This window comes from Streptococcus sp. 32226D021BW (genome assembly GCF_053545015.1).
Genome location: NZ_JBPPVC010000003.1, coordinates 91,866 through 117,468, shown reverse-complemented (window position 1 = coordinate 117,468; position 25,603 = coordinate 91,866). Strand labels below are relative to the sequence as shown.

Sequence of the window (25,603 nt, the reverse complement as noted above, 5' to 3'; positions counted from 1 at the left end):
TTTATTTTATTCCTGCCAGTAACTTGGCCGATTCCTCTCATACTCCTCAATCAAGTCCTGGTATTGCAAGGTAATGCCAATATCATCCAGACCATTGAGTAATTTGTGTTTCCAATCTGCATCGATCTCAAAATCAAATTCTCCGACTGGAGAGATAATTTTTTGCTGGTAGAGATCGACAGTCACCTCATCAGTCGATGCCAGCGCAGCCAATTTCTCCCGAACCTCACAGGGCTGAACGATTGGCAAGATGCCATTGTTGAGGTCATTGTTGTAATGAATATCCCCGAAGGAGCCTGCAATGATAACCTTGAAGCCATAGTCAGCAAGGGCCCAAGCGGCATGCTCTCTGGATGAACCTGCTCCGAAGTTATCTCCTGTAATCAAGATCGTTGCCTGACGATAAGGTACCGTATTGAAGATAAAATCAGGGTCCTCAGTATACTTGTTATCCAAATAACGCCACTCATACATGAGGTACTTGCCAAAGCCTTTCTTGTCAATCAGCTTCAGAAACTGCTTGGGCAAAATCTGATCGGTATCAATGTTGTCATTCATGAGTGGAACGGTCGTCCCAGTGTAGATTGTAAACTTTTCCATCAGACCACCTCCATCTCACGAACATCTACAAAGCGTCCTGCAATAGCTGCCGCTGCTGCCATGGCTGGACTACAAAGGTGGGTTCGAGAGCCAACACCCTGTCGATCCTCAAAGTTTCGATTGCTGGTCGATGCACAGTGGACACCTGTCGGCACCTTGTCTGGGTTCATCCCCAGACACATGGAGCAACCCGGATCCCGCCATTCAAAGCCAGCTTCCAAAAAGATCTTGTCTAAGCCTAGTGCTTCTGCAGCTGACTTAACCGGTCTCGAACCTGGAACCACAATTGCAGTCACATGATCTGCCACACGTTTGCCTTCAACAATCTTGGCGGCTACCTGCAAGTCAGAAAGACGGGCATTGGTACAGGACCCCAGGAAAACATAGCCAATTTCGATGTCCTTTGGACTTTGTCCAGGCTGTAAGTTCATGTACTTATAGGCTCGTTCATCGTTCATATCGCGAACTTCAGGAAAGGTCTCATCAAAGGAGACACCCATGGAAGGATTTGTTCCCCATGTTACCATCGGTGCTAGATTCGAAACATCCATCTCGATGACCTTGTCATAAACTGCGTTCGGGTCGGATACGAGGGTTTTCCAATCCGCCACCGCCGCCTCGAAGTCTTTGGGGCGTTTTTCCTTGTCTGCTAGATAATCAAAAGTAGTTTGATCTGGGTTCATAATCCCCATCTTAGATCCGAACTCGATGGACATGTTACAAATTGTCATCCGTTCTTCCATGGTCAGAGCATCAATAGCCTCACCCACATACTCGACTACATAACCAACCCCCAGTGCCACACCATGCTTAGCAATCAATGCTAAGACATAATCCTTGGAGTATATCCCCTTTTTCGGCTTACCTGTAAACCGTACTAAGAGCTTTTTGGGTTTGACCTGCCACAGGGTTTGAGTTGCAAAGACATGCTCTACTTCTGTTGTCCCAATCCCAAAGGCAATGGCCCCGAAAGCTCCGTGGGTTGCCGTATGACTATCTCCACAGACGATGAATTTACCTGGCTGAGTCCGCCCCGTTTCAGGCCCGACCATGTGGACAATGCCCTGAAATTCCGATCCATGAGCTGCGTGGGGAATACCAAATTCTTCGATATTCTGAGCCAGAGCATCCATTTGTGCCTTGGAAATAGCGTCGCGTATAGTGTGGATATCAACCGTTGGCACATTGTGGTCAAAGGTGGCAAAGGTCAAATCCGGTCGCCGAACAGGTCGCCCTGTATCTCTCAGACCTTGAAAGGCTTGGGGACTGGTCACCTCATGGACATAATGCTGGTCAACATAGAGAAGCTGAGGCTGACCTTCCTGACCCGTAATGACATGGCGATCCCAGAGCTTATCGAAAATGGATTGTCCACTCATGGTGACCTCCTTTCAAGCTGGGCAATAATCGCCTCCGTCATCTCCTTGGTAGAAGCGGTCCCACCGAGATCTTTAGTAAAAATGCCCTGTGCAAAGACCGCATCAACCGCTTGGCGAATGGCTTGTCCCGCTTGAACTAGACCAAAACTTTCCTCCAGCATCATGGCAACAGATAGAATCATGCTGACAGGATTGGCAATCCCTTGACCTGCAATATCAGGTGCTGAACCATGAATGGGCTCATAAAGACTAGGGCCTGCCACCGCATGACTGGCAGAAGGCAGGACGCCCAAGGTACCTGTCAGTACGCTGGCCTCATCCGACAAAATATCACCGAAGAGATTTTCCGTCACCAAAACATCAAAGCGACTCGGATTGGTCATCAGGAGCATGGCAGCACTGTCAACCAACTGGTGCTCCAAGGTCACATCTGGGTAATCCTTAGCCACTTGATCCGCTACCTTCCGCCACAATTTTGACGTCGCTAGCACATTTTGCTTGTCAATGCTGGTGACTTTTTGTCGTCTTTTTCGGGCTAAGTCAAAGGCAGAGCGGACAACCCGTTCGATTTCTGCTACTTGATAAGCACAGACATCACTAGCCCGGTCTTGTCCCAGCTGGTGCTCTCCAAAGTAGATGCCACCTGTCAACTCCCTGACCATGACCAAATCCACTCCCTCCAACCGCTCCGCTTTCAGAGGAGAATAGTCTTTCAAACTATCAAAAATCTTAACCGGACGAATATTGGCAAAGAGACCTAATTCCTTACGAAGTTGAAGAAGACCTTGTTCTGGTCGGACAGCCGCATTGTCATACTGAGGACTACCGATTGCTGCCAACAAAATCGCATCTGCCTGCCTGCAAGCCTGCAAGGTATCCTCAGGTAGAGGATGGCCAGCCGCATCAATCCCAGCACCACCAAAAGCTCTCTCCTCAATCTCATAATCAAATCCTACTTGCCCAGCAACAGCCTCGAGGACTGCTAGGCCAGCCTCCATGATTTCAGGACCGATTCCATCACCAGCCAGGGCTACAATTTTTTTCGTCATATTTCCTCCTAGATGTGTGGTAAGTCTTTCTCTGATAGTTTCTTATCTATCTGGCCACTATTTTCTTTTTGCACCATGACATTGGCATGGATATAGGCAATGGCCGAAGCCTTCAGTACGTCAAAGTCAATACCAGAGGCATTGAAGATAGTTTCCGTAGCTTTGTTTTCTACAGCGACAAGCACACGAGCTTGGGCATCGATACCATCGGTAATAGCGTCGATATGATACCGTTCCAAGCTGATTTCCTGCTGGAAGAATTGGTCAATGGCATTAAAGACAGCCTCAACCGAACCCTTGCCTGACTCTACAACAACCACTTCTTCTTCATCCTGATTGATGAAGGTAACTTGAGCCTGAATACTTCCGTCAGACTGACTATCCAAACGCAAATCTTTAAATTGAAAGCCATCACGATTGCTGATTTCTGTACCAACTACCAAGGCACGAATATCAGCATCCGTAATTTTTTCCTTCTTGTCTGCCAGGTTTTTGAAACGAGCAAACAAGCTAGCAACGTCTCCTTCTTCAAAATACAGGTCTAGTTCTTTCAGCTTTTCTACAAAGGCATGGCGACCAGATAGTTTACCCAGTGGCAGAGAATTTTTCTTGACCCCTACCAACTCAGGTGTAATGATTTCATAGGTCAATGGATTTTTCAAGACACCATCCTGATGGATACCGGATTCATGTGAGAAGGCATTGCCACCGACAACCGCCTTATTGCGTGGAATGGCAATCCCAGAAAAACGAGATACTAATTCCGAAGTATTGAGCGTTTCCTTAAGAACAATCGGACTAGTCACATCATAGAAATCTTTCCGAATTTCAAGGGCAACAGCTACTTCTTCAAGGGCCGCATTCCCTGCTCGCTCACCGATACCATTGATAGTACCTTCGACCCGACCTGCACCGTTTTTAATGGCCGATAGGGTATTGGCAACAGCCATACCCAAATCATTGTGGCAATGGGGACTGAAAATAATCTCACGGTCCGATTTGACGTTTGTTGTCAAGTAACGGAAAATTTCTCCGTAGTGCTGAGGAGTGGTAAAGCCGACTGTATCTGGAATGTTGATGTAAGTCGCACCCGCATCTACCGCTGTCTGCACCACTTCAAGCAAGTAATCCAACTCCGTCCGTGTCGCATCCTCTGGCGAGAATTCCACTACCTCAAAACGCTCACGTGCATAGCTGACATGTTCAGTGATTTGCGCCAAAATTTCTTCTTTGGTCTTTTGAAGTTTAAATTCACGGTGGATGGGACTGGTCGCAATGAAAACATGGATCTGCGGATACTTGGCATCTTTCAGAGCCTCATAACAAGCATCAATGTCTGATTTTACTGACCGTGCCAAACCTGTCACAGCCGTCTTGGTCATCGCTGCCGCAATCTGACGAACCGCTTCAAACGAATCAGGACTGGCCGCTGGGAAACCCGCTTCGATGGCAGAAATCCCCCATTTCTCCAACTGCTTGGCGATGCTCACTTTTTCCTTGATAGAAAAATTCACACCCGGCGTCTGTTCACCATCTCGCAAAGTCGTATCTAAAAATTCAATCACACGCATAAGAATACCTTTCTAAATAAGCCTAACGTCAATATTAGGTTCACTTTCTTAGTTATCTAAGTAAACTAAATAAAAGAAAACACCTCGAGGATAACTACCTGCGAGATGTTGTCAACAGCGCCCGCTTGGTAAGCCAAACAGGACTAATGCATTCTTTCAGCACTAGCCCGACCGTCGCAACAACAAAGCAAAGAATTTTGTAGTGACAGGTTTCATTTGACTTTTCCTTTCAGTGTTTTAATTATTTACAATGATACCCTACTAATTTTCACTTGTCAACAGAAAAATGGAAATTTTCTGAAAAATCCGAACAATGCGGCAATTCGCACAAATCCAGATAATAGAAAACCATGCTCCAATTGAAGCACGGTTCAGGTGTTTAATTCCGTCTAGAACTGCTAAAAATTGCCACTAACAATACCGCACCAAAGACTGACGGTACTAGGGCCATACCAGCAAACTGTGGACCCCAGTCACCGAAGAGCAGCTGTCCAATCCATGAACCTGCAAGACCAAGGATAATATTTCCTAGACAGCCACGACGGTCATCTGATGAGGTCAATGCCCCAGCAATCAGGCCAATAATGGCACCTGCGATTATACTTGTTAACATTCTATATTCCTCCTTATTTACAAAATGGGAGTGGGAAAGAACTCGACTAGGTCAAAAAGAGTTCGTCTTCCCACCCCCGCACAGTTGATTAGGTCAGATTTGGAGTGCAAAACACGAACAAATCTGACAATCAACCACTGCGCTGAGATGTTGACACGAACTCTGAGAAGTGATCCTGGGCTTTTTGCCCAGTTTCATTCAAATATCATTAGATAGCCCACTCACCGTCACGGAAGATTGGTACACGGGTACCATCCTCACGGATACCGTCAATGTTCATCTTATTAGAGCCAATCATGAAGTCCACATGGACATCAGAACGGTTAAGGCCTGCTTCTTTGAGCTCTTCTTGGCTCATTTCTGTACCACCTTCGATAGAGAAGGCATAGGCTTGCCCAATCGCCAAGTGGTTTGAGGCATTTTCATCAAAGAGGGTGTTGAAGAATGTCACACCTGATTGAGAGATTGGGCTCTTGTCTGGCACAAGGGCAACTTCACCAAGACCACGTGCACCAGCATTGTCAAAGACCAATTTCTTCATGACTTCATCGCCTTTTTCAGCTGTTACATCCACGATTTCACCGTCTTTGAAGGTTACTTTGATGCCTTCGATGATGTTACCGTTGTAGCTGAGTGGTTTGGTTGATGTTACATAGCCGTCTGCCACACGGTAGTCAGGTGCAGTGAAGACCTCTTCTGTTGGCATGTTGGCAATAAAGTGCTCACCTTGGGCATTGATTGAGCCTGCCGCTTCCCACAAGTGATTTTTCGGCATACCGAGCACCAAGTCCGTTCCAGGAGCTGTGTAGTGCAATTTGACAAACTGCTCGTCGTTGAGGACCTTAGCCTTAGCTACCAAGCGTGCTTCATGCTCTTCCCAAGCCTTGATTGGATCTTCCTCGTAGATACGGCAAGTCTTGAAGATTTGGTCCCAAAGAAGATCCACTGCCTCTTCGTCAGACGCTGCATTTGGGAAGACTTTTTTGGCCCATTCCAAACCTGAGGCTGCACCAAGTGTCCAGCTGATTTTGTTAGCTTGGGATGCTTGTCGCATTGGGTTCAAAGCCTGGCTGAGTGCACGAGCGTTGCGAGACAATTTCTCTGGATCCACACCGTCGTAAGCACCTGGATCTTCTGACAAGACAACCAAACGGCTGGCCTTACGCTCCAAAAGGTAGTTCATTTCAGTGATGCGTTGTGGATGAACTTGTTCCAAGAGTTCCACATCGACATTGACCAAACGCTCACGAGCAATCACATCGTCCAACCAGTTGACCAAGACTTCCTTAGCACCGTGGGCGTAAGCTTCTTTGACAATCAAACGAGCCAACTCAGCCTGTTCTACACCGATAGTCAATTGAACAGTGTGACCAGGTTGGACATTGATACCTGTTGAAACCAAGAGTTTAGCGTATTTAGCAAGATTTTCTTTAAAATTTGGTAGTACCATTTTATTCTCCTTTGAAATGTAATACTAGATTATTGTATCATATTTTAAAGCCAGACTGACAAAAAAACTTCCTGTTTAGCAGGAAGTCTCAGATTCTATCCGACAGTCTTACACTCACCTGGACAGACTGAAAACGAATATTTCCAATTTTCGCAGAGTAAAGTTTTCAGTTTGCATTTAGTACTAGCTTCAACTATCTGGGAGATAGTTGAAGGTTGGAGATGAAACGAACGAAGTTCGTGTCAGCAAGCCGAAGGTTGAACCCCGCTCCTCTCTTGTTTTAAGGGAGCAGGCTGTAAAGCTCCACTGGAGCTTTACACTCATCACATCAAGTCAACAACATCTGACTTCAATTTTCGCAGAGTATTAGTTACCAAAAACTTTTACACGGTCAGAATCCGCCATGTAGTCTTTGTCTGCTGCTGGAGCTGCAATGCTACCGAATGGTGCTTGGGCACGGAGTTTCCAGTTAGCTGGGATACCGTATTTTTCAGCAACTTGTGCATCAACCAATGGGTTGTAGTGTTGTACGTTCATGCCGATATTTTTCTCAGCGAAAGCCAACCATACTGCGTACAAGTTGATACCGTGAGCTTGTTCAGACCAGATTGGGAAGTTTTCAGCGTAGAGCGGGAAGCTTTCTTGCAAGCCTTTCACCACATCTTGGTCTTCGAAGAACAAGATCGTACCTGCACCAGCCGCAAAACCAGCTAAGCGACCTTTTGTGCCTTCAAAAGCTTCTGCAGGCGTTACTTTTTCCAATTCGCTGTAGGCAATTTCGTTCCAGAAAGCTTCTGACTCCGCACCGAAAAGTACTACTGCGCGGCTTGATTGTGAGTTGAAAGCTGATGGAGATTCTTTCATGGCTTTCTCAACAAGTGCTACTACTTCTTCATTTGATACTGGCAAGTCTTTACCAAGTGCGTAGATTGAACGGCGAGTTTCTTGAAGTTTTGCAAAGTTTGACATATAGTTTCCTCTTTTCTTATTGTTACTACATAGTAGTTTTTATCACTATGTAGGGATTATATACCTATCAACAACATTAGTCAAGAGGTTTGACTTCATTTTTTAAAAAAAATTCACTGCTTCCAAAAGAAACAGTGAACAGATTTAAAACAAATCATCAAAGAGACTGAGCTGGTTATCTTCTGGCATTTTGCCCAGAATGCCCATCTCATCCATTTTTTCAACGAGGGTGCTGGATAGACCGCCTCGCTTACGGAGTTCTGTCTTAGAGAGAAATTCCCCTTCCGCACGCGCAGCAACCACCTGCTTAGCTACGTTCTCCCCAAGGCCATCCATAGCGACAAATGGCGGGATAAGGGTATCATCTTCAATCAAGAAATCGGTCGCATGGGACTTATAAAGGTCTAATTTCCCGAACTTGAAGCCACGTTCCAGCATTTCATTGACCAATTCAAGTGTGGTATAGAGATCCTGCTCAACGTTTGAGGCCTCATTGTTTTTCTTCTTGAGGGCAATCTCTTCCATCTTGGCCTTGACTCGATCCAGACCACCGGACATGGTTGCCAAATCAAAGGCCTTGGCACGAATGGAGAAATAGGCACAATAGTAGTAGATTGGATAGTGAACCTTGAAATAAGCAACCCGCAGGGCCATCATAACATAGGCAGCCGCGTGGGCTTTGGGGAACATGTACTTGATTTTTCCACAGGATTCGATGTACCAGTCCGGCACCTTGTTATCCTTCATATGTTGGATATAGCTGTTTCGCTCTTCCTCAGAAATCTTTAGCCACATGCCCTTCCGAACCCGCTCCATGATATTAAAGGCCATCTTGGGTGGCAGACCAGCATGCATTAGATAAACCATGATGTCATCCCGACAGCCGATAACAGTGGATAGATCGGCAATTCCTGCCTTAATCAAGTCCTGGGCATTGCCCAACCATACGTCTGTACCATGGGATAGACCAGACAACTGCAAGAGTTCCGCAAAGGTGGTCGGCTTGGTTTCCTCCACCATCCCCCGTACAAAGTTAGTTCCAAATTCAGGAATGCCCAGCATACCTGTCGGCGTCCCAATCTGTTCTGGGGTAACTCCCAGAATTTCCGTGCCAGAGAAAAGGGCCATCACTCCCTTGTCATCAGCAGGAATGGTCTGCGGATCAATGCCCGACAAGTCCTGCAGCTTGCGAACCATGGTCGGATCATCGTGTCCCAGGACATCGAGCTTCAAGACGTTTTCATCAATATCGTGGAAGTTAAAGTGGGTGGTCTGCCAGTTGGCCGTCACATCATCGGCAGGATATTGGACAGGCGTAAAGTCATAGACATCCATGTAGTCAGGGAATACGATAATCCCCCCCGGGTGCTGACCAGTCGTCCGTTTGACACCGGCCGCGCCAGCAGCCAAGCGTTCTACCTCTACATCACGGTAGAATTTGCCATAATCCCGCTCATAGCCTCGGACAAAACCATAGGCAGTCTTGGCCGCCACCGTACCAACCGTTCCTGCACGGAAGGCATTTTCTTCACCGAAAATATCCCGAACATCCAAATGGGCAGACGGTTGGTCATCCCCTGAGAAGTTCAAGTCAATATCGGGAACCTTGTCTCCATCGAAACCAAGGAAGGTCTCGAAAGGAATGTCCTGTCCATCTTTTTTATACTTGGTCCCACACTTTTCACAATCCTTGTCAGGAAGGTCAAAGCCTGAACCGTAGGAACCATCTGTGATAAATTCACTGTGTTGACAATTTGGACAGACATAGTGAGGAGGCATAGGGTTTACTTCCGTAATCCCAATCATGGTCGCAACGAAACTGGAACCGACAGACCCCCGTGAACCAACCAGGTAGCCCCGTTCATTTGACCGTTGCACCAACATCTGCGATGCCAGGTAAATCACGGCGAATCCATTACCCAGAATAGATGTCAGTTCCTTTTCAATCCGCAGGTCAATAATATCTGGAAGAGGATTGCCATAAATTTCAAAGGCTTTTTGATAGGTCAATTCCGCAACCGTTTCCTCGGCCTTCTCAATATAAGGCGTATAAAGGTCAGTCTTAACCACCTGGACATCTTCAAACCGGTCCAGCATAGCATTTGGATTAGTAATGACAATCTCACGAGCCAGACTTTCTCCCAAGAAAGCAAACTCGTCCAACATCTCGCTGGTCGTTCTAAAGTGAGCCTTTGGCAGGGGAGCTGGTTGAGCATTCTCACCATTTCCAATGGTCCAGTTAATCGGTGCCCCTTGACCTAAAGCGCGGACAATGATTTCTCGATAGATTTCCTCTTCTGGGTCAATATAATGGACATTTCCAGTCGCCAGAACAGGCAAACCTGCCCTACGCCCTACCTCAATCAACTGCTTGATGGTTTCTTCAATCTCTGCCATGTCCTTGAATTGCTCCTTGGCAATCATGGGAGCATAGAGGGCAGGTGGCATGACTTCGATAAAATCATAATAGCCCGCTGTCTTAACCGCATCATCCATGCCCTTAGAAAGCAGGTCATCAAAAACCTCGCCATCCTGGCAGGCTGTTCCTAGTATCAAGCCTTCTCGGTGGGCATCCAGAACCGTTCTGGGAATGCGAGGAACTCCCTCAAAATACTTGGTGTTGGACAGGGAAACCAGCTTGAAGATATTTTTTAAACCAACCTGATTGACCACATAGAGCGTAGCGTGTTTGACACGGGCCTTCTTATAAGAATCCTCCGCCACCAATTCTGTATTGAGCTGGTTGAGATTGGTCAGATTGTGTTTCTCCAAGGTTTCTTTTAGGAAGATAAAGAGCAGGCGACCAGTGGCCTCCGCATCGTAGTTGGCCATGTGGTGATGCTCCAGTGCAACACCAAACCGCTTGGTCAAGGCTGCTAGACCATGCCGCTTGTAGTCTGGATAAAGGTTTCGGGCAAATTCTAGTGTATCGATGACCGGTTGGCTGATGATCGACAAGCCAGCTCGCTCGTAGTTGACATTCATGAAACCTACGTCAAAGGTGGCGTTGTGGGCAACCATAATGGAATTCTGACAGAAGTCCTGAAACTCCCGCAGAACTTGCTCCAAGGGCTTGGAACCACGCACATGCTCATCTGTAATCCCTGTCAGTTCAGTCGTAAATTTACTGAGCGGGTGACCTGGGTCAATAAATTCATCAAATTCCGCAATGATATTGCCCTTGTGCATCTTAGATGCTGCAATCTGAATCAGGGCATTGTTGACCGCAGAAAGACCGGTCGTTTCCACGTCAAAGACCACATAGGTAGCATCAGACAGGACTACATCTGCTTCGTTGTAAGCAATGGGCACAGAGTCCTCGACAATATTAGCCTCCATCCCGAAGAGCGGCTTAATCCCAGCCTTACGAGCAGCATGATAGCCATGGGGGAAGGACTGGACATTGCCGTGGTCGGTAATCGCCACCGCCTTGTGTCCCCAGGCTGCCGCACGCGCCACCAAGTCCTCAACGGCAGGCAGGGCATCCATAGTGGACATGTTGGTATGGGCATGAAACTCGACCCGCTTCTCCCCCTCAGGCATGAGATCTTTGCGAATTTCCTTCTTGACCTCCTGGACTTCCTGTACGTTCATCGTCAAATCACGGGTGAAATTATTGGTCTCCACATTTCCACGCACCCGCAACCAGTTGCCCTTTTTAACCATATCAAACTTCTGGGCCTCTTCCTCATTCTTAGCCCACTTCTGCAAGGTGAAGGACGACGTGTAGTCGGTCATCTTAAAGTTGATAATGACCCGCCCCGTCTTGGTCGTCTTCTGCTCCACCTCAAAGACAAGACCCTCAAAGACAATCCGATTCTCCTCGCTATCCACCTCAATCATAGGCGTAATCTCAGCTTTTTCAATATTGACCTTGGCAGGACGATTTTTCTTATATTCTGGGACGAATGGCTGAGCTGCCTCTGGTGGTGGCGCCATTTGAGCCAGTTGTTCAAGGGCCGCTAGGTTTTCTTCATTGGCCTGCTGGTAAATTTCTTCATTCTGCGCATGGAAGGTCGCAGCCTGCTGCTGCGTCATCTCTTGACAAACTTCAATATCCACCGCAAGATTAGCAAATCCAAATCGCTTGTATTGTTCCACAAGGTTTGGCAGGTGATTCTTCCGAAAATGATCTGTGTCAATGGTTTCAGGACCTTTTATCCACAGAGTATTCTCCCGATAAACAACCTCCAGAGATTGAAACAGAGCCTTGAAGCCTGCACTCTGGCACAAATCTTCCGTAAAAGCTTCTGGATAATATGCCTCTATCAAACCAGCTTCAACGGCCTCCGCATCACTGACGATAGAAAATTGAATTTTATTGCCCACCTTTTCAAACTCCGTTGCCAAACGAGCCTTGAAGAGTTGATAATCCATCAGAGGCAAGGGTTTTTCAAAGCGGAAGGTAAATTCCCAGAGTTTGCTGACCTTGTGCAAGACCACTTTCTCAATCGTTGCAGTCGAAAAAGCCCCTGATTGTCGTGCATCAAGAGGCATTCCGATTTGTTGTAGCAAGAGTTGAAACTTATCTGACATACTAATTTCCTTTGTAGTTCGTTAGAAACATTTTACCATAAATGGAGGAAAATTTCTTGGGGGAGAGAGAAAACCTCTTCTGGTTTCCAAAAGAGGTTCATCATTTGATACTTAACTTACCAAGCCGCTGCTTCTGTCGGAGCCTGCAAGAAGACTAGCCAGACTGGATCCTTGACACGACAAAGGGTGACAGATATACCTTCCATATCCAAACTGGTCATAAACTTACCTGTTTTAATATAGGGCAGTTTCAAGCCTTCTAATTCCAAAAATTGGCACAAATCGTTGAGAAAGATCCCTTGTTCTAGCTCAGACATGGTCCCTAGATTGTTGACCAATAGGGCATACTCTTCCCCCTCCTTCCAACGGAATTTCAGTTTGAGCTTATTGACAATTTCATTTGCTAATTGCTCCGAAGATTCGTAGGTTACGGTGCGATAACCTTCCTCTCCATGAATGCCGATTCCATAGGAGATTTCTCCATCTGCCAAATCAAATAAAGGCTGGCTGACATCTGGCAAGCAGGCAGACTTGGTCGCAAAACCGATGGTCGCAATCTCTGTTGCCAGAGAAAGCCCCAGTTGCTCCAATTGATTTAAATTGTAGCCTGAGAGAGCTGCAGCTCCAAGAACCTTATGCAGGAGAATAGTACCCGCCAGCCCACGGTGGCGCATCCGAAAATTATCCTTGGTATCAACAGAAATATCATCGTGGGATACAATATATTTCACAGCTATACTTTCTTTTCTCGCTTCCGCAATAGCCTGACCAAAGGTTTCTAAGTCCGCCTCAAAATTTTTGACAATCACAAAGACCCCCTTGCCCCTATTTACGGCGCGAATGGTAGCCAGGACCTCCTCAGCAGTTGGTGGAACAAAAATCTCTCCATAGACAGCCGCAGTCAGCATTCCTTTGCCGACGAAACCAACATGGGCCGGTTCATGCCCAGAACCACCGCCTGAGATGATGGGAACCAGCTGACTGTCCTGCTCTTTTTGGACTAGAATAGGTAGAGGTTCAAGTTTCTTTACATACTTATTTGTCCGATAGAATCCTTCAATGTAATCCGCAATCACATTATCCTGTCTATTTTTTATAAATACCATCCTTCTTCTCCCTCGAATTGTGATTAGAAAATGACTGCTCTAGCAAGGCTATAATCTGTCCATACATAGCGTGAATGGAAGAAGGTGATTGATGTAAGCCCCTCTTTATCAAGCCAATCCAAGCGCTTGAATGGTAGGTCACAAAAAACTCCTGTTCCTGCCTTGTAAAATATCGACCTTCTTTGAACTGATATTCCGCCAGTAATTTTTCCATCATAACCCTAAAATAGCCTTCCAGATAGGTCACAAAGTCATTTTGTCCCTCAATTTCAAACAAGTGTTTGTAAAATACCTGGTTACAATCAATGTAATAGAGCAGTTCATCTAAGAGTTTTACTCCACTGATATAGGTTAGATTGTCGGTCACCTGCTCCTGCAATTCTGTTTCAAAAATCCAATCCAGTAGCTCATACTTGTCCAAAAAATGGTTGTAAAAGGTTTGACGACGGATACCTGCTTCCTGCATGATATCGACAACAGAAAGCTTGTCAAAAGATTTTTGCGATAATTGCCTTTTAAAGGCCTTTGCGATTCTTTTCTTGGTAATCAACGAGGTTGGCATATGTCACTTCCTTTCGCTTCCTCTCCATTATACCCTATCATGATTTCCTTGTGAACAAAAGGGACACTTCTGTAAATTTGTCCCTTCCTTTTTCAACCATTTAAAAATATAATAACAGTATAAAAAACAAAGGAGTCTATCTCATGAAAAAAATCATTAACCAACCTGAACATGTCGTTGACGAAATGTTGAAAGGCCTTGTCTTTATGCACCAAGATGTGATTGAGCGTATTGACGGTTTTGAAGTCATTGTTCGCAAGGCGGAAAAGACTGGCAAAGTTGGCATCATCTCAGGAGGTGGTTCTGGTCACGAACCTTCTCATGCAGGCTTTGTCGGCAAGGGCATGTTGTCCGCTGCTGTATGTGGCGCAGTATTTACCTCACCAACACCAGACCAAATCTTAGAAGCTATTAAGGCTGCTGACGAGGGAGCCGGAGTCTTCATGGTCATCAAAAACTACTCTGGCGACATCATGAACTTTGAAATGGCGCAAGAATTGGCTGAAATGGAAGGTATCGAAGTGGCTAGTGTCGTTGTGGACGACGATATCGCTGTGGAAAATAGCCTCTATACCCAAGGCCGTCGTGGCGTAGCAGGTACCATCCTTGTCCACAAGATTCTCGGTCATGCTGCTGAAACTGGTAAATCACTTGCTGAGATTAAGGAACTGGCTGACCGTCTCGTCCCACAAATCAAGACTATCGGTCTTGCACTTTCAGGCGCTACTGTTCCTGAAGTGGGCAAACCAGGCTTCGTCCTTGAAGAAGATGAATTTGAATACGGTGTCGGTATCCACGGTGAACCTGGCTATAAGAAAGAAAAACTCCAACCATCTGCAAAATTGGCTGAAGAATTGGTCGAGAAATTGGCTGAAGGCTTTGACATTCAAGATGGTGAACACTACGGTGTCCTTATCAACGGTCTTGGAGCAACTCCTCTCATGGAGCAATATGTCTTTGCCAATGACGTTGCACAATTACTGGCCAAAAAAGGGGTTATTGTTGATTACAAGAAGATTGGTAATTACATGACTTCAATTGATATGGCTGGACTGTCACTGACTTTGATTAAACTAGAAGATCCAAGCTGGATAGACGCTTTACAGGCCCCTGTTGAAGTTGTCGCTTGGTAGGAGATTGCTTATGGATGTAAAAACAGCATTGACATGGATGGAGAAATTCAACGAAAAAATTCAAACGAATAAGGATTATTTGAGCCAGCTAGATTCTCCAATCGGAGATGGAGATCACGGGGGCAACATGGCGCGAGGAATGGCTGCTGTCATGCAAGAACTGTCCGATAAAGATCACACGAGTGCTGATCAGGTTTTCAAAGTGGTTGCCATGCAACTCCTCAGCAAGGTGGGCGGTGCCTCTGGTCCTCTCTACGGTTCTGCCTTTATGGGGATAACTAAAGCCAGTCAGGCTGGCGCGGATTTAGCTGATACGCTACAAGCAGGTTTGGACATGATCCAAAAACGTGGCAAGGCCGAATTAGGTGAAAAAACCATGGTGGATGTTTGGGTCCCTGTCATTGCTGCCCTAAGAGAAAACCAGCTGACAACGGAAATTATCCATAAAGCCGTTCAAGGGACAAAGGATATTGCTGCAACCAAGGGACGCGCGTCCTATGTTGGGGAAAGGTCTATTGGACACATTGATCCAGGCTCTTTCTCATCTGGACTTCTCTTTGAAGCAATGTTGGAGGCAGGACTATGACAAAGGTTGGTATCTTACTCGTATCCCATTCAAAAAATTTGGCCCAGGGAATCATCGACCTAGTATCTGAAGTCGCCAAAGATATTCCCATCACCTACTGTGGCGGATTGGAGGATGGTAGTATCGGAACTAGCTTTGAAATGGTACAAGACAGGATTGAAACAAATCCAGCAAGTACAGTCCTTGCCTTCTTTGATCTTGGGAGTGCTAGGATGAACATTGAACTGGCTGCCGATTTTACAGACAAACAAATTCTTATCCAAACCGTACCAGTCGTCGAAGGTTGCTATACTGCCGCAGCTCTCTTACAGGCAGGAGCAGATTTAAACACCATCCTTGACCAATTACAAGAGCTTGAAATCAAAAAATAAATTTATTGTTAGCTAAAAAAATGGTAACCACACCAAAAAGTCCACAGTAGAATTCATTCTACCGTGGGCTTTTATTTCGCTAGAGCAAGATCAAATTCCTTCTCCGACTAACTCTGTCCAGATGGCGTTTTCATAAATGAAACCCACACTGCTCTCTTGATCTACCTCATAGATCAATTTTACCTTTATCATTTCTCCAGGGTTTATTTTCTCCATGAGATTAACATCGTAGGTTCGCATATCCAAGTCATAGGGAAGGTAGGTTTCATCATCAATAAGTTGAAAATGGTACTCATCAAAATACACCACTTCATCTGTGGGATTTTTCACATCCATTTCCACAAGATAAGGATAGCCAAAATCACCGACTGGAGCAAGGCTGTCATCCTTACCCATCGAAGTCACCGTAATCTGCAAACCCGTAGAAAAATCTACACTATCACCCACTTGGTACTCTGTGTAGCTAATGCTATCGTCGAAATAACTTTCCGAATTCCAAGAATCACTTGTATCTGACAAGCTTAAACCGGCCATTAAAATCAAACAGGTCACTCCTAGGATAAAAGACAGGACTGCTCCAACTAAGGTCGTCCAAAATAATGGTTGTTTGAAGATGGGCTTTTTCTTATAATACATTTGGCCATTTTCAACGACAAAATCTTTCACTTCCATTGCTGTCTCCTTATTTTGTTAGGCTAGTGGAAGGCAAATCAATACCCGCCTGGCGAAGAGCTTCCTGATAAAAACCAAGGAACTGGTGATAAATACTACTTTGTTGCCCGTGGGCTACAAAGAGATTGACACGGAAAACAAATTGACCATTGGTCGTATTTTGTGGTCCAAGAACTGTCACTCCTGTAATCTGATCAAAGTTGCCAATTTCTCTACGGTTGACTTCCTCAATAACCTGACCAACCTGCTCCAAGTCGGTATTAAACTTGAGTGGGATATCTACCTGAGCCCGCATATCTCCACGGGATTGGTTGGACACGACAAGGATATTACGATTGGGGATAAAGTGCAGGGTCCCATCCGCATCCCTCACTTGTGTGGTCCGAATGCCCATGCTCACAATGGTGCCTGAAATAGTAATTGGTCCATTGGTCAGCTTGACCACATCCCCCACGTCAAACTGTCGCTCTATCAGGATAAAGAAGCCATTGACTAGGTCTGACAAAAAACCTTGCGCCCCCAGGCCAACAGCTACCCCCGCAATCCCCGCACCTGCAAGCAGACTTGAAACAGGTAAACCTAGGATACTTAAAATACAGTAGATAAGAATAAAGTAGAGCAAATAATTCAGGATACTCTCCACTAGACGGCTGATGGTTTTCTGGCGACCAATGTCCTGAGTGGATACTTTCAGAGATGGCACTAAGACTTTTTTTACAGATGCCTTAGCGAGTTTTTTCACCATATAAAAGGCAAGAAAGAGGAGCAATAACGACAGGGTTTTATTGACAAAGGCTGTCAAGATGGCATCCACATTAAACTGAGAAACATATTTTTGGATAAATTCATTCATACGTTCATTATAGCAGAAAAAGGATAAAAGATGAAAACCAGACCAAAAATTTCTGTTTCCTTCCATACTTCTATTTCGTTCAAGAATATTTTGGAGCAAATGTTGCGTAACCACTCAATACTTTTAATGTAAAAACGACTCCCTATCTAGTGAAAAGATTTGGAGCCGTTTAATCATTTATTATTTCAATGTCTGCTAATAAGTGTAGCTGATAGTTTCAACAAATATCAAATTCCCAGACCTTATAGAAATACGTACTAATAATTATTAAATTGATTTAGCATGAACTGCTTATCTGCTGACTGTGAATGAACCCTTCCATCCACATACAAAACATAAGAGATTCCACCCAAAAATCCCATTTCTTCCTTTAAAACAATATTTTTACCGTATTTATTCTTCGCATCTATAATAGTTGACATATTATTTCTCCTCGCTATAAATTAATTTTTGTTAAAAAATATAAATAAACTTCTAAGATAAATTGTAAAATCATATTGGCCCATACGCTAACATATAAAATACAATTAATAAGCAGTTATAGTCTGATTATCTAACTTGATAAAACTTATCAGCTCCTACCATCGCTTAGACAAGAAAATATATAACATAAATTATAAATGTACCACCTGTACATATTAATAGAAATGGTCAAGATATTCCCATTCTATCTTGCTTAATACCTAAATAGTCCTTGTTAAATCTAAGCATCGTTCTTACAATAATGTCCGCATGCTCAATTCTAGATTGATTTGAAATCGTTTGAAATTCATCTACTCTGCTTTGTTGCAATGATAAATATACTTTCTCTATTAGATGAGCTGGTATTGCTATCTGGATATTTCTAATAATACGGTTCATCAAACGGTCATCCAAGTGACGTACAATTTCAGATTGAACGGGTGGTACTCAGAGAGCATAACCATATTCCCCAGCCAAAGCTAAAATAAATAATTCAAAACTATCCATAGAATCCTCCTTGCAAAATGTAATATTTTAGTTTACTTTTGGTAGCCACCTTACCAATCTAGAAATAGACTAATAAAAATTGAAAACGAATCGAACGAAGTTCGTATCAAAAGCTGTAGATTGCTTGTACGGACATTCGACTATTCAAAGTTGGCGACAGCACGTGCAAAGCACACACAGGGCAAATTATCGAAGTAATATGAGATAAACTGACCGACTATGATTTATAGAATCATATACAGCCAACCCGTCTTGAATACGTTTGAAACGCAGTTCCCCTATTTTACTTTTTAGGATGCCCTATTCCAATTCAACAGAAACTTCAAAATAAAAATAGGATTCATAGCTATATTCTGTAACAAACATATTTTCCTCTCCGTCAAAACAACAAAATGAGACAAAGAAATAAACCTAGTCGGATCCTTTTAGCTGACTACCTAAATATTTGGCATTTTCAAAATACCCTTCAAGTATCTCAGCCCCTTCAAGAGTGGGAATCATCGAACCATCTGGCAAGGTAATCTGTCTAACTCTTGTAAACTTCCCCTCACCTGTCATTTGATTGTCTTTAAAATCACCCTCATAAAAATCTCCATTTGGATAGTAGAAGCTCCCTTTGCCATTCATTTTCTCATTTACAAACGGTCCTCTGTATACATGACCATCTTTTAATATCAATTTCCCATATTGGCGTTGCCCATTTTCAAAATTTCCTTCAAAAATTACTCCATCCTTATAATAATAAATGCCCTCACCATGTCTCTTTCCATCAACAAATTCACCCTCATAATAATCGCCATCTGAAAATGTTAATTTCCCATGACCACAGTAGACTTTATCTTTCCACTCTCCTTGGTAGATAGAACCGTCACCCCAGAAAAATTTTTGGTGATAACCATCAGTAGGGGATGGATTAAAGCTTCCTGAAATTTCTTGTCCATTCGGTAAGATGACCTTTCCTTCTCCGTTTACCAGATCATCTATCCAAGTTCCATCAAATATTTCACCATTGGGCCATGTCATAGTGCCCTGTCCTGACCTCTGATCATTAACCCAAGTTCCCCTGTAGACTCGACCATCTTTGTATGTAATCTGACCTTGGCCATTCCTTGCTCCATCTGCCCAATCACCTTGGTAAACAGGACCATCCGAAAATACCATTTTCCCCTGACCTGATCTCTTGTCATCTAGCCATAGACCATCGTATACGGCTCCACTTTTCCAGATTAACTTCCCTTTTCCATTTCTCTTGCCATCTTTCCAGTCCCCGATATAAACACTTCCGTCTTTTTGATAAAAATAAGCAGCAATCCCTTTTAGGGGCTCGGCAGTAAACTGACGAATAATTTCTTTACCTTTCGAGGCTAGAAATTTTCCTTTGCCAGAAGCAAGTCCTTGGTCAAACTCTCCAGTAAATATGGAACCATCTTGATAGGTCAGTGTGCCCTGTCCATGAAATAGGTCATCTAAAAATTCACCCTCATAGACCCGTCCATCTGGAAATACCCTTTTACCAATTCCTGTGAATTTTCCATCCAGAAAATCCCCATCATAGTAACCATGTTCCCCCCAGTCGTACTTTCCTTTCCCATTCATATTGTCATTCAGCCAAGAACCTGAGTAGGAATCTCCACGAGCACTTATCCACCTACCTTGACCAGATCTTTTTCCATTTTTCCAATTACCGATATAGATGTAACCGCCTTTATAAAAATAAGCAGCTTTACCATTGCTAGGTTCTAAAACAAACTCCTCTTCAATAACCTCTCCTGTTGCTGTTTCAAACCTTCCCCGACCGTGTGCTCTACTAGCTTCCCATAGCCCCTTAAAACTGCCACCATCTTTGAAAGTTAGAGTCCCTGCCCCATGCGTCTTGCCATCCTTCCAACCTCCCTCGTATATACTTCCATCAGTATAAATCATTTTCCCTTGACCAGTCTTCTGACCATCTACAAAATCACCTATATACTTATCTCCTGAAGTCCAGCAAATCTCTCCCTTACCAGTACGACTGTCTTCCAACCAATCACCTTCGTAAATAGAACCGCTCTTCCAAGTAAGTTTGCCACGGCCATGTCTTCTATCATTGACCCAATCACCTTCGTAAATATCTCCGTTCTTCCAAGTCAACTTGCCACGACCTTGCTTCGTATCCATGAACCAGCTTCCCTCATAGATAGAACCATCTGAGTAAGTTAATTTCCCATGTCCGTGTCGCAATCCTTGTTTGAATTCTCCTGTATATACATTACCATTTGTATAGTTCTTCATTCCCTTACCATGTGGCTTATCACATTCATAGTCCCCGTCATAATAGGAACCATCTTTAAAAATAGATTTTCCTTTTATACGTTGACCGTTTTTAGATTCCCCTTTGAAAAGGCTAGCATCCGATGCCCGAAATCTCTTGCATGATAGTTCCGTTCCATTATCGTATTCAAATGTTGCACAGGCACCATTCGGATAATCAACGATGATTTCCCCATGAAATCGACCATTGAGGAACCTGCCACTACTGCGACTGCCATCCGTGGAGAGATAGACTCCATAGCCCTCTCTTCTCCCCTCTACAAAATCTCCACAATAGATATCTCCATCCGAGAAATAGAGCGTTCCCTTCCCGGTTCTATCTCCCTCCTTGATATCACCATAGTATTTGTCCCCATTCTTCCATATCATTATCACTTTTCCATGACGTTTTTGCTTCAAAATCCCTGACATCGTTCCAATTACTCGTACGACTTCTTTTTCCGGGAGTGACATATCATTAAAATAATCAAACGGTGGATCATCGTGAATGACCGCAACCTTTACCTTGTTTTTGAAGAGATTAGTAACATCCACTTCCATCTCAGCATCCAGCTTACCATATCTCCACTTTTGCACAAGGTAGTCTTCTCCACCTTTGAAATATCTTCCATAGCCGTTTTTTCGACCATTCACCCACCAACCTTTAAATACACTACCATCGTCATGGACAATTTTTCCATAGCCATTCGAAACATAGTTATCGTGTTCACCTGTATAGGTTCCGTCCTCTAATTCAATGGTGGTATTGATCATACCTTTTCTTTTTAAATAAGCCTCATTTTCCATCATTAACCCTCCATATCAAATAATAAATCTTGTATGCAGCCCCTTGAAAAACTAGTCTGTTCATCAATCTCAGGTATAGCTCTTTACTCTCACTCCGTGATAATCCCTATTTTTTTATAAACACCTCATATAACAGGTAAACGACTATCATAAAAACCAAGACTCCCAAGCATATGACAGGCAGAGTTGAAAAACGATTATTTTGAGGGATTAAAAATTTCTCGTATTTACTATTGTGAAACTCATCCTTTTGATAATGAGGAAGTGGCTTTTTATAGAGTATATTTTCTAAGATAGTAGAGTAAATATTCTGCGGAGAAATCTTCGGTACATGCTGCCCTCTCAGATAAGCTAGATCTGTTTCAGTACCAGTCATCCACTCTAAAAAATCAACATAGTAGCTAACAGTATCATTGAAAAGTTTTTTATCGTACTGCTTAAAAGACGACACCTTAAAGTGAGCATTCAAGCGAGTAAATGAGAGAACAATGACACAAGCAATTTTTTTAAATACTCCAGCTGAATGCCATTGCTCATCCAACTCAAGATGGAGGAACAAAGAATCCTTTAATCTGTCATAGATTAGTTTTATGATTAAGGCTATTCCTAAACAAAGGATATAGGTCAAAAGCCTATCGGGCTCAAAATGTTCACTCATAACTATCTCCCTTACATGGTTTTTTCAGCCTATATTTCAATTGATTATTCAATTTGTTTTTTAAAAAATAGTCCAAGAATTTCTTCTGCTCCTTATATAGGTAAGTTTCTCTGACTTCTACAAGAAAATCTCTCAATAAGGCATTTTGAGTGCTGTCAAAATCATCCACATATTGTAGACAAGCACAGGCTAGTTTCTCACAGGCTTTTGTCCCTATTCCAACTACACCATCCTTCTTTGCACTCTGGATATGATATAAAAAATACACCGCTGACTCATAGCCAAATTTATCAATATCCAGTGAACAGACTTTTGCTACATATATTAAAAACTTCTTAGAATAAGAATAGTCATTTGGTATCAATCGATCTGTTTCCAAGTCCATCGTATAGGTTAACTTAGAGAGATTGGCACCCAGATGACGGATGCGCCCTTGTCTAAGTTCCTTAAAATTGGCTATATAACTCAACTCTCTCAACAAGTTATAAAATTCATGGTCGGAGAGGTCCCCTGTTTTTAATTCCTCAGCTAATTCTCGGAGTTGTTCCTGGTAACGACCACGTTGTGCCCTAAACTTTTCAGTTAACTGACTCACTAAGACAGATTTTGAAACACTCCCCTCTAAAGCATAATAGCTTCGTAATGCTTGGCTATTATCCACTAAACAATGAGTATAACGTAAATATACTCGAATAGGCAGATCCCTCATAGAAAATAAGATATAGGCTAGTGTTAAGCAGATTAATAAAAGAAATAACTGATGATGTTGAGAAGAAAATAAGAAATAGTATTTAGATAAAAAATAGAGAGATAAAATGAGTGTTACTGGAAAGAATATCTCCTTCATAAAGTAAAAAAGTTCAACCTTGATAGCCTTATCTAGGAGTTTATCTACAGAGTTTCTATGCCCTTTACGCATATTTACTCCTAGAAAGTAAGTCTGACCTATTTCATCGATATAAATCTGTTTATACTGATTACCTTTCAAGTTCCTATCTGTAATCAAATTGTTTCTATTTTTTTTCAAAAACATAGCGTTTTATCTATCCTTTTTTCCAAATGAAAATCCAAAGAAGTTAGATTTTTCTTTTCTTGATCGCGATTTCCGACTATTCTCATTCTCTCTATTTTTTTTCGGATTCGGTCCCATGACTTCCTTCTCTTCATTCATTTCCTTTTTATACTTTTGATATTCCCGATTAAATTTTAACTCTGCCTTTTCTTTTAAACTGAGCTTATTTCGCATTTCCAAATCAAGTATAAAGGAATGATGATAATTCATTATATCTCTTGAAGCAAGACCAAAGAAGCCCTTATAGTTATTGAGAATATCTACGAAATCTATAGCAGCGGACAAATTCGTCAAGTATCTTTTTTGAAAAGTAGTGACAACAGAGTCAAATATGCCCTCTCCATCCCCCATAAAATCACTTAACCATTCTAAGCGATGTAGATAATTATCAAAAGAACCTGCTGATAAAAACGTATCGACAAACTCTGTCATCGTTTTTTTATCCAATAGAGTCAGCAGATAATTATACTTATAGCTAAGCTCACTATCTTTTTCTGTATAATAGCCATAAAGATGACGTAAGTAGTCTGAATACTTGTCTATATGCCGAGCTCTTCTAACAAAATCTTCTACTTCTCCCAGTTGCCACTGAGGAAGACTACTATGCAAACTCTGTAATTCAACTATCGAATCCAATGTATGTTGACACTCTTTTGAATAGTTGAGCGGAAGTATAATAAAGGATTCAAGAGTAGCTAGAGGAAGGTCTTCCATCATTAGATTTTTTAAATTACTTAGTTTAGCCTCAAGAAATTCGCGGTAGTACCATTTGAGAATCTTACTGCTAGCTACCCGTTGGGCCAGCTCCTCATTTAGTTCCGATAGTGCAAACTCCCTATGAATACTCTTAGATAGGCTCCACAAAATATTTTCAATCGGTCCTTCTTGTTTAGAATCCCCAATAGAATGGTGTATCTCGAGTAAGCGTTCAAAGAGGGAGTCCAAGGTCGTCGGTTTCCCCAATTCGTAGGTTAGATATGTCCTTAATAATGAGTCATTATTTACAATACTGGAAGAAAATAACTGATGGTAAAGATTCAGATTGCCTTTTGTTGCTGAAACGATTTTTATAATGGCTTGAATGTCATCTTTTGCTTTCCTTAAGCCTAAATCCAATAAATCAATGACATCTTCTTTGGAAAGAGTACCCCGATCCATTTCCTGAATGAAAATAGTAATAAGCGATTGATCTGGGACAAGACCATTTCTATCCAGATATTTATAATAATCATAATGTAAAAGAGCTATACGTATGGATAGGATACTAGGAAAGGCATGGTGGGAGTTCATCCAGCTAGAAATGAAGTCTATCTGTGAGCTAATATAGGCAACAACTTCTTCATGTGGGCAGTCTTTGAGACTATAAAATGAAGGATACAATCTCTCTAGACATCCCAAATAGCCGTATTGCCCAATAGCTTCATCTCCGATGACTGCATCAAATAGGGCATAAAACTTAGACAAGCTATCTTTATCAGGGCAATCATCTAGAGATTCTTCCTGATTAACGGCCGCAAATAAGTCATAAAAGTTCGCTAAGGACTCTGAACTTCCCTTCCAAAGTTCTTGAAACTCAAATGTGTCCTGATTTATTTTGTCAAAATACTTACTTTCAACAGCATAGATAATGTCAACATTGACTCTCTTTCCATAAATTCTCTTTGCGGCATTTAAGATATGTCTAGGAACAAAGTAGAGCTGAATATTGGGATGATATAATTCATTGTTGATATCTCCCATAAAAAAAGTATTGTAACCAACAAGTGGACGAACCCGTTCAGGGAGCAAGGAATAAATTGCTTGCATAATAGCTAAGGCTGCATCGGTTTGATTCTCTATCGGTACATCCAATGATAGATAAATCTTTCTACCTTTCTTTTCATCAATGACTTTTAATAAATCAATAACAATGTTTGACAGTAAGCTCTGATCAATGCCGTAGGGATTTTCCAAAATAAAGTTTTGGAGGTCAAAATGACTTTCCACCCCCAAAAAGGATGGCTGAAGATCAACCTCGCTCTCATCAGCAAATCTTTCTATAAAATGTAGATTCCCTGCAAAATGATCGAGATTGCTACAATCTAGGCTATCTATTTGTGTCGTAAAATTATGGGTTAAGGGTGCCATACGACCGTCTGACAGACCATAAACAGACTGCCCTGTAACAAAAGTATCCTTTTCAGTAAAAGAATACCTAATCTTAGGTTTGAAATCTAGCTCATTGATCCCTTGTTGAGATAGGTATTTAGCATTTTTTTCTAAGATTGATAGGACATCATTAGGTAGGCCTGAATGAGCTATGGTTTGGAAGCCACCCATTCTGATATTGCTGCGGGTATATAGATGCTGATTAAACAT

The 25,603-nt window shown here is 42.9% G+C and carries 21 protein-coding genes; 3 read left to right on the top strand and 18 right to left on the bottom strand.

What is annotated here, in order from left to right; genetic code table 11:
• Positions 1-6: 6 nt before the first annotated feature.
• The 10 genes from leuD to dhaS form a co-directional block, all read right to left on the bottom strand.
• Entirely contained in the window at positions 7-600 is a 594-nt protein-coding gene (gene leuD / locus ACEE44_RS03285; RefSeq protein WP_449171270.1) for a 3-isopropylmalate dehydratase small subunit, read from the bottom strand.
• On the bottom strand, positions 600-1,979 hold the full coding sequence (leuC, locus tag ACEE44_RS03280; protein ID WP_449171269.1) for a 3-isopropylmalate dehydratase large subunit: 1,380 nt from the start codon (positions 1,977-1,979) through the stop codon (positions 600-602). The genes leuD and leuC overlap by 1 nt, the downstream gene beginning before the upstream one ends.
• Entirely contained in the window at positions 1,976-3,028 is a 1,053-nt protein-coding gene (leuB, locus tag ACEE44_RS03275; RefSeq protein ID WP_449171268.1) for a 3-isopropylmalate dehydrogenase, read from the bottom strand. The genes leuC and leuB overlap by 4 nt, the downstream gene beginning before the upstream one ends.
• A gap of 8 nt (positions 3,029-3,036) precedes the next feature.
• Entirely contained in the window at positions 3,037-4,599 is a 1,563-nt protein-coding gene (locus tag ACEE44_RS03270; RefSeq protein ID WP_449171267.1) for a 2-isopropylmalate synthase, read from the bottom strand.
• A 379-nt stretch (positions 4,600-4,978) separates the two neighbouring features.
• A complete protein-coding gene (locus ACEE44_RS03265; protein WP_002938398.1) occupies positions 4,979-5,212 on the bottom strand; it encodes a GlsB/YeaQ/YmgE family stress response membrane protein in 234 nt (77 codons plus the stop codon).
• A 208-nt stretch (positions 5,213-5,420) separates the two neighbouring features.
• The gene (locus ACEE44_RS03260) at positions 5,421-6,662 is read right to left on the bottom strand and encodes an aminopeptidase (RefSeq protein ID WP_105159152.1); all 1,242 of its coding nucleotides are present in this window, start codon (positions 6,660-6,662) and stop codon (positions 5,421-5,423) included.
• A gap of 366 nt (positions 6,663-7,028) precedes the next feature.
• Complete coding sequence (locus ACEE44_RS03255; protein WP_449171266.1) at positions 7,029-7,631, bottom strand: nitroreductase family protein; 603 nt, start codon at positions 7,629-7,631, stop codon at positions 7,029-7,031.
• Between the two features lie 144 nt (positions 7,632-7,775).
• Positions 7,776-12,167 (bottom strand): PolC-type DNA polymerase III, encoded by a 4,392-nt coding sequence (locus ACEE44_RS03250; RefSeq protein WP_449171265.1) that lies wholly within the window; start codon positions 12,165-12,167, stop codon positions 7,776-7,778.
• A 116-nt stretch (positions 12,168-12,283) separates the two neighbouring features.
• Entirely contained in the window at positions 12,284-13,273 is a 990-nt protein-coding gene (gene dhaQ, locus ACEE44_RS03245; protein ID WP_449171264.1) for a DhaKLM operon coactivator DhaQ, read from the bottom strand.
• A complete protein-coding gene (gene dhaS, locus ACEE44_RS03240) occupies positions 13,254-13,835 on the bottom strand; it encodes a dihydroxyacetone kinase transcriptional activator DhaS (RefSeq protein WP_449171263.1) in 582 nt (193 codons plus the stop codon). Before dhaS ends, dhaQ begins: the two co-directional genes overlap by 20 nt.
• A 143-nt stretch (positions 13,836-13,978) precedes the next feature.
• Here dhaS and dhaK point away from each other — a divergent pair, with 143 nt between their 5' ends.
• The 3 genes from dhaK to dhaM are packed head-to-tail and all read left to right on the top strand — an operon-like array spanning position 13,979 to position 15,925.
• Positions 13,979-14,968, top strand: a complete 990-nt coding sequence (dhaK, locus tag ACEE44_RS03235) for a dihydroxyacetone kinase subunit DhaK (protein WP_172002655.1) — start codon at positions 13,979-13,981, stop codon at positions 14,966-14,968.
• 10 nt (positions 14,969-14,978) lie between these two features.
• Positions 14,979-15,554: a dihydroxyacetone kinase subunit DhaL gene (dhaL, locus tag ACEE44_RS03230; RefSeq protein ID WP_449171262.1), complete on the top strand. Its 576-nt coding sequence runs from the start codon at positions 14,979-14,981 to the stop codon at positions 15,552-15,554.
• Positions 15,551-15,925: a dihydroxyacetone kinase phosphoryl donor subunit DhaM gene (gene dhaM / locus ACEE44_RS03225; protein WP_449171261.1), complete on the top strand. Its 375-nt coding sequence runs from the start codon at positions 15,551-15,553 to the stop codon at positions 15,923-15,925. The genes dhaL and dhaM overlap by 4 nt, the downstream gene beginning before the upstream one ends.
• A gap of 90 nt (positions 15,926-16,015) precedes the next feature.
• Here dhaM and ACEE44_RS03220 read toward each other — a convergent pair whose 3' ends face one another.
• The 8 genes from ACEE44_RS03220 to ACEE44_RS03185 all read right to left on the bottom strand — a co-directional run bounded on the left by ACEE44_RS03220 (position 16,016) and on the right by ACEE44_RS03185 (position 25,603).
• On the bottom strand, positions 16,016-16,597 hold the full coding sequence (locus ACEE44_RS03220; RefSeq protein WP_449171260.1) for a DUF4352 domain-containing protein: 582 nt from the start codon (positions 16,595-16,597) through the stop codon (positions 16,016-16,018).
• 10 nt (positions 16,598-16,607) lie between these two features.
• Positions 16,608-17,450, bottom strand: coding sequence for a mechanosensitive ion channel family protein (locus ACEE44_RS03215; RefSeq protein WP_449171259.1), 843 nt, complete (start codon positions 17,448-17,450; stop codon positions 16,608-16,610).
• Between the two features lie 257 nt (positions 17,451-17,707).
• Positions 17,708-17,872, bottom strand: coding sequence for a hypothetical protein (locus tag ACEE44_RS03210; RefSeq protein WP_332412130.1), 165 nt, complete (start codon positions 17,870-17,872; stop codon positions 17,708-17,710).
• A gap of 229 nt (positions 17,873-18,101) precedes the next feature.
• Positions 18,102-18,311 carry a hypothetical protein gene (locus tag ACEE44_RS03205; protein ID WP_449171258.1) on the bottom strand — a complete coding sequence of 70 codons (210 nt, stop codon included), beginning with the start codon at positions 18,309-18,311 and terminating at the stop codon, positions 18,102-18,104.
• A 519-nt stretch (positions 18,312-18,830) separates the two neighbouring features.
• The gene (locus ACEE44_RS03200; RefSeq protein ID WP_449171257.1) at positions 18,831-21,518 is read right to left on the bottom strand and encodes a hypothetical protein; all 2,688 of its coding nucleotides are present in this window, start codon (positions 21,516-21,518) and stop codon (positions 18,831-18,833) included.
• Between the two features lie 103 nt (positions 21,519-21,621).
• Positions 21,622-22,173: a hypothetical protein gene (locus ACEE44_RS03195; protein WP_449171256.1), complete on the bottom strand. Its 552-nt coding sequence runs from the start codon at positions 22,171-22,173 to the stop codon at positions 21,622-21,624.
• Complete coding sequence (locus ACEE44_RS03190) at positions 22,166-23,206, bottom strand: hypothetical protein (RefSeq protein WP_449171255.1); 1,041 nt, start codon at positions 23,204-23,206, stop codon at positions 22,166-22,168. Before ACEE44_RS03190 ends, ACEE44_RS03195 begins: the two co-directional genes overlap by 8 nt.
• Before the next feature lie 6 nt (positions 23,207-23,212).
• Positions 23,213-25,603: a hypothetical protein gene (locus tag ACEE44_RS03185; RefSeq protein ID WP_449171254.1), complete on the bottom strand. Its 2,391-nt coding sequence runs from the start codon at positions 25,601-25,603 to the stop codon at positions 23,213-23,215.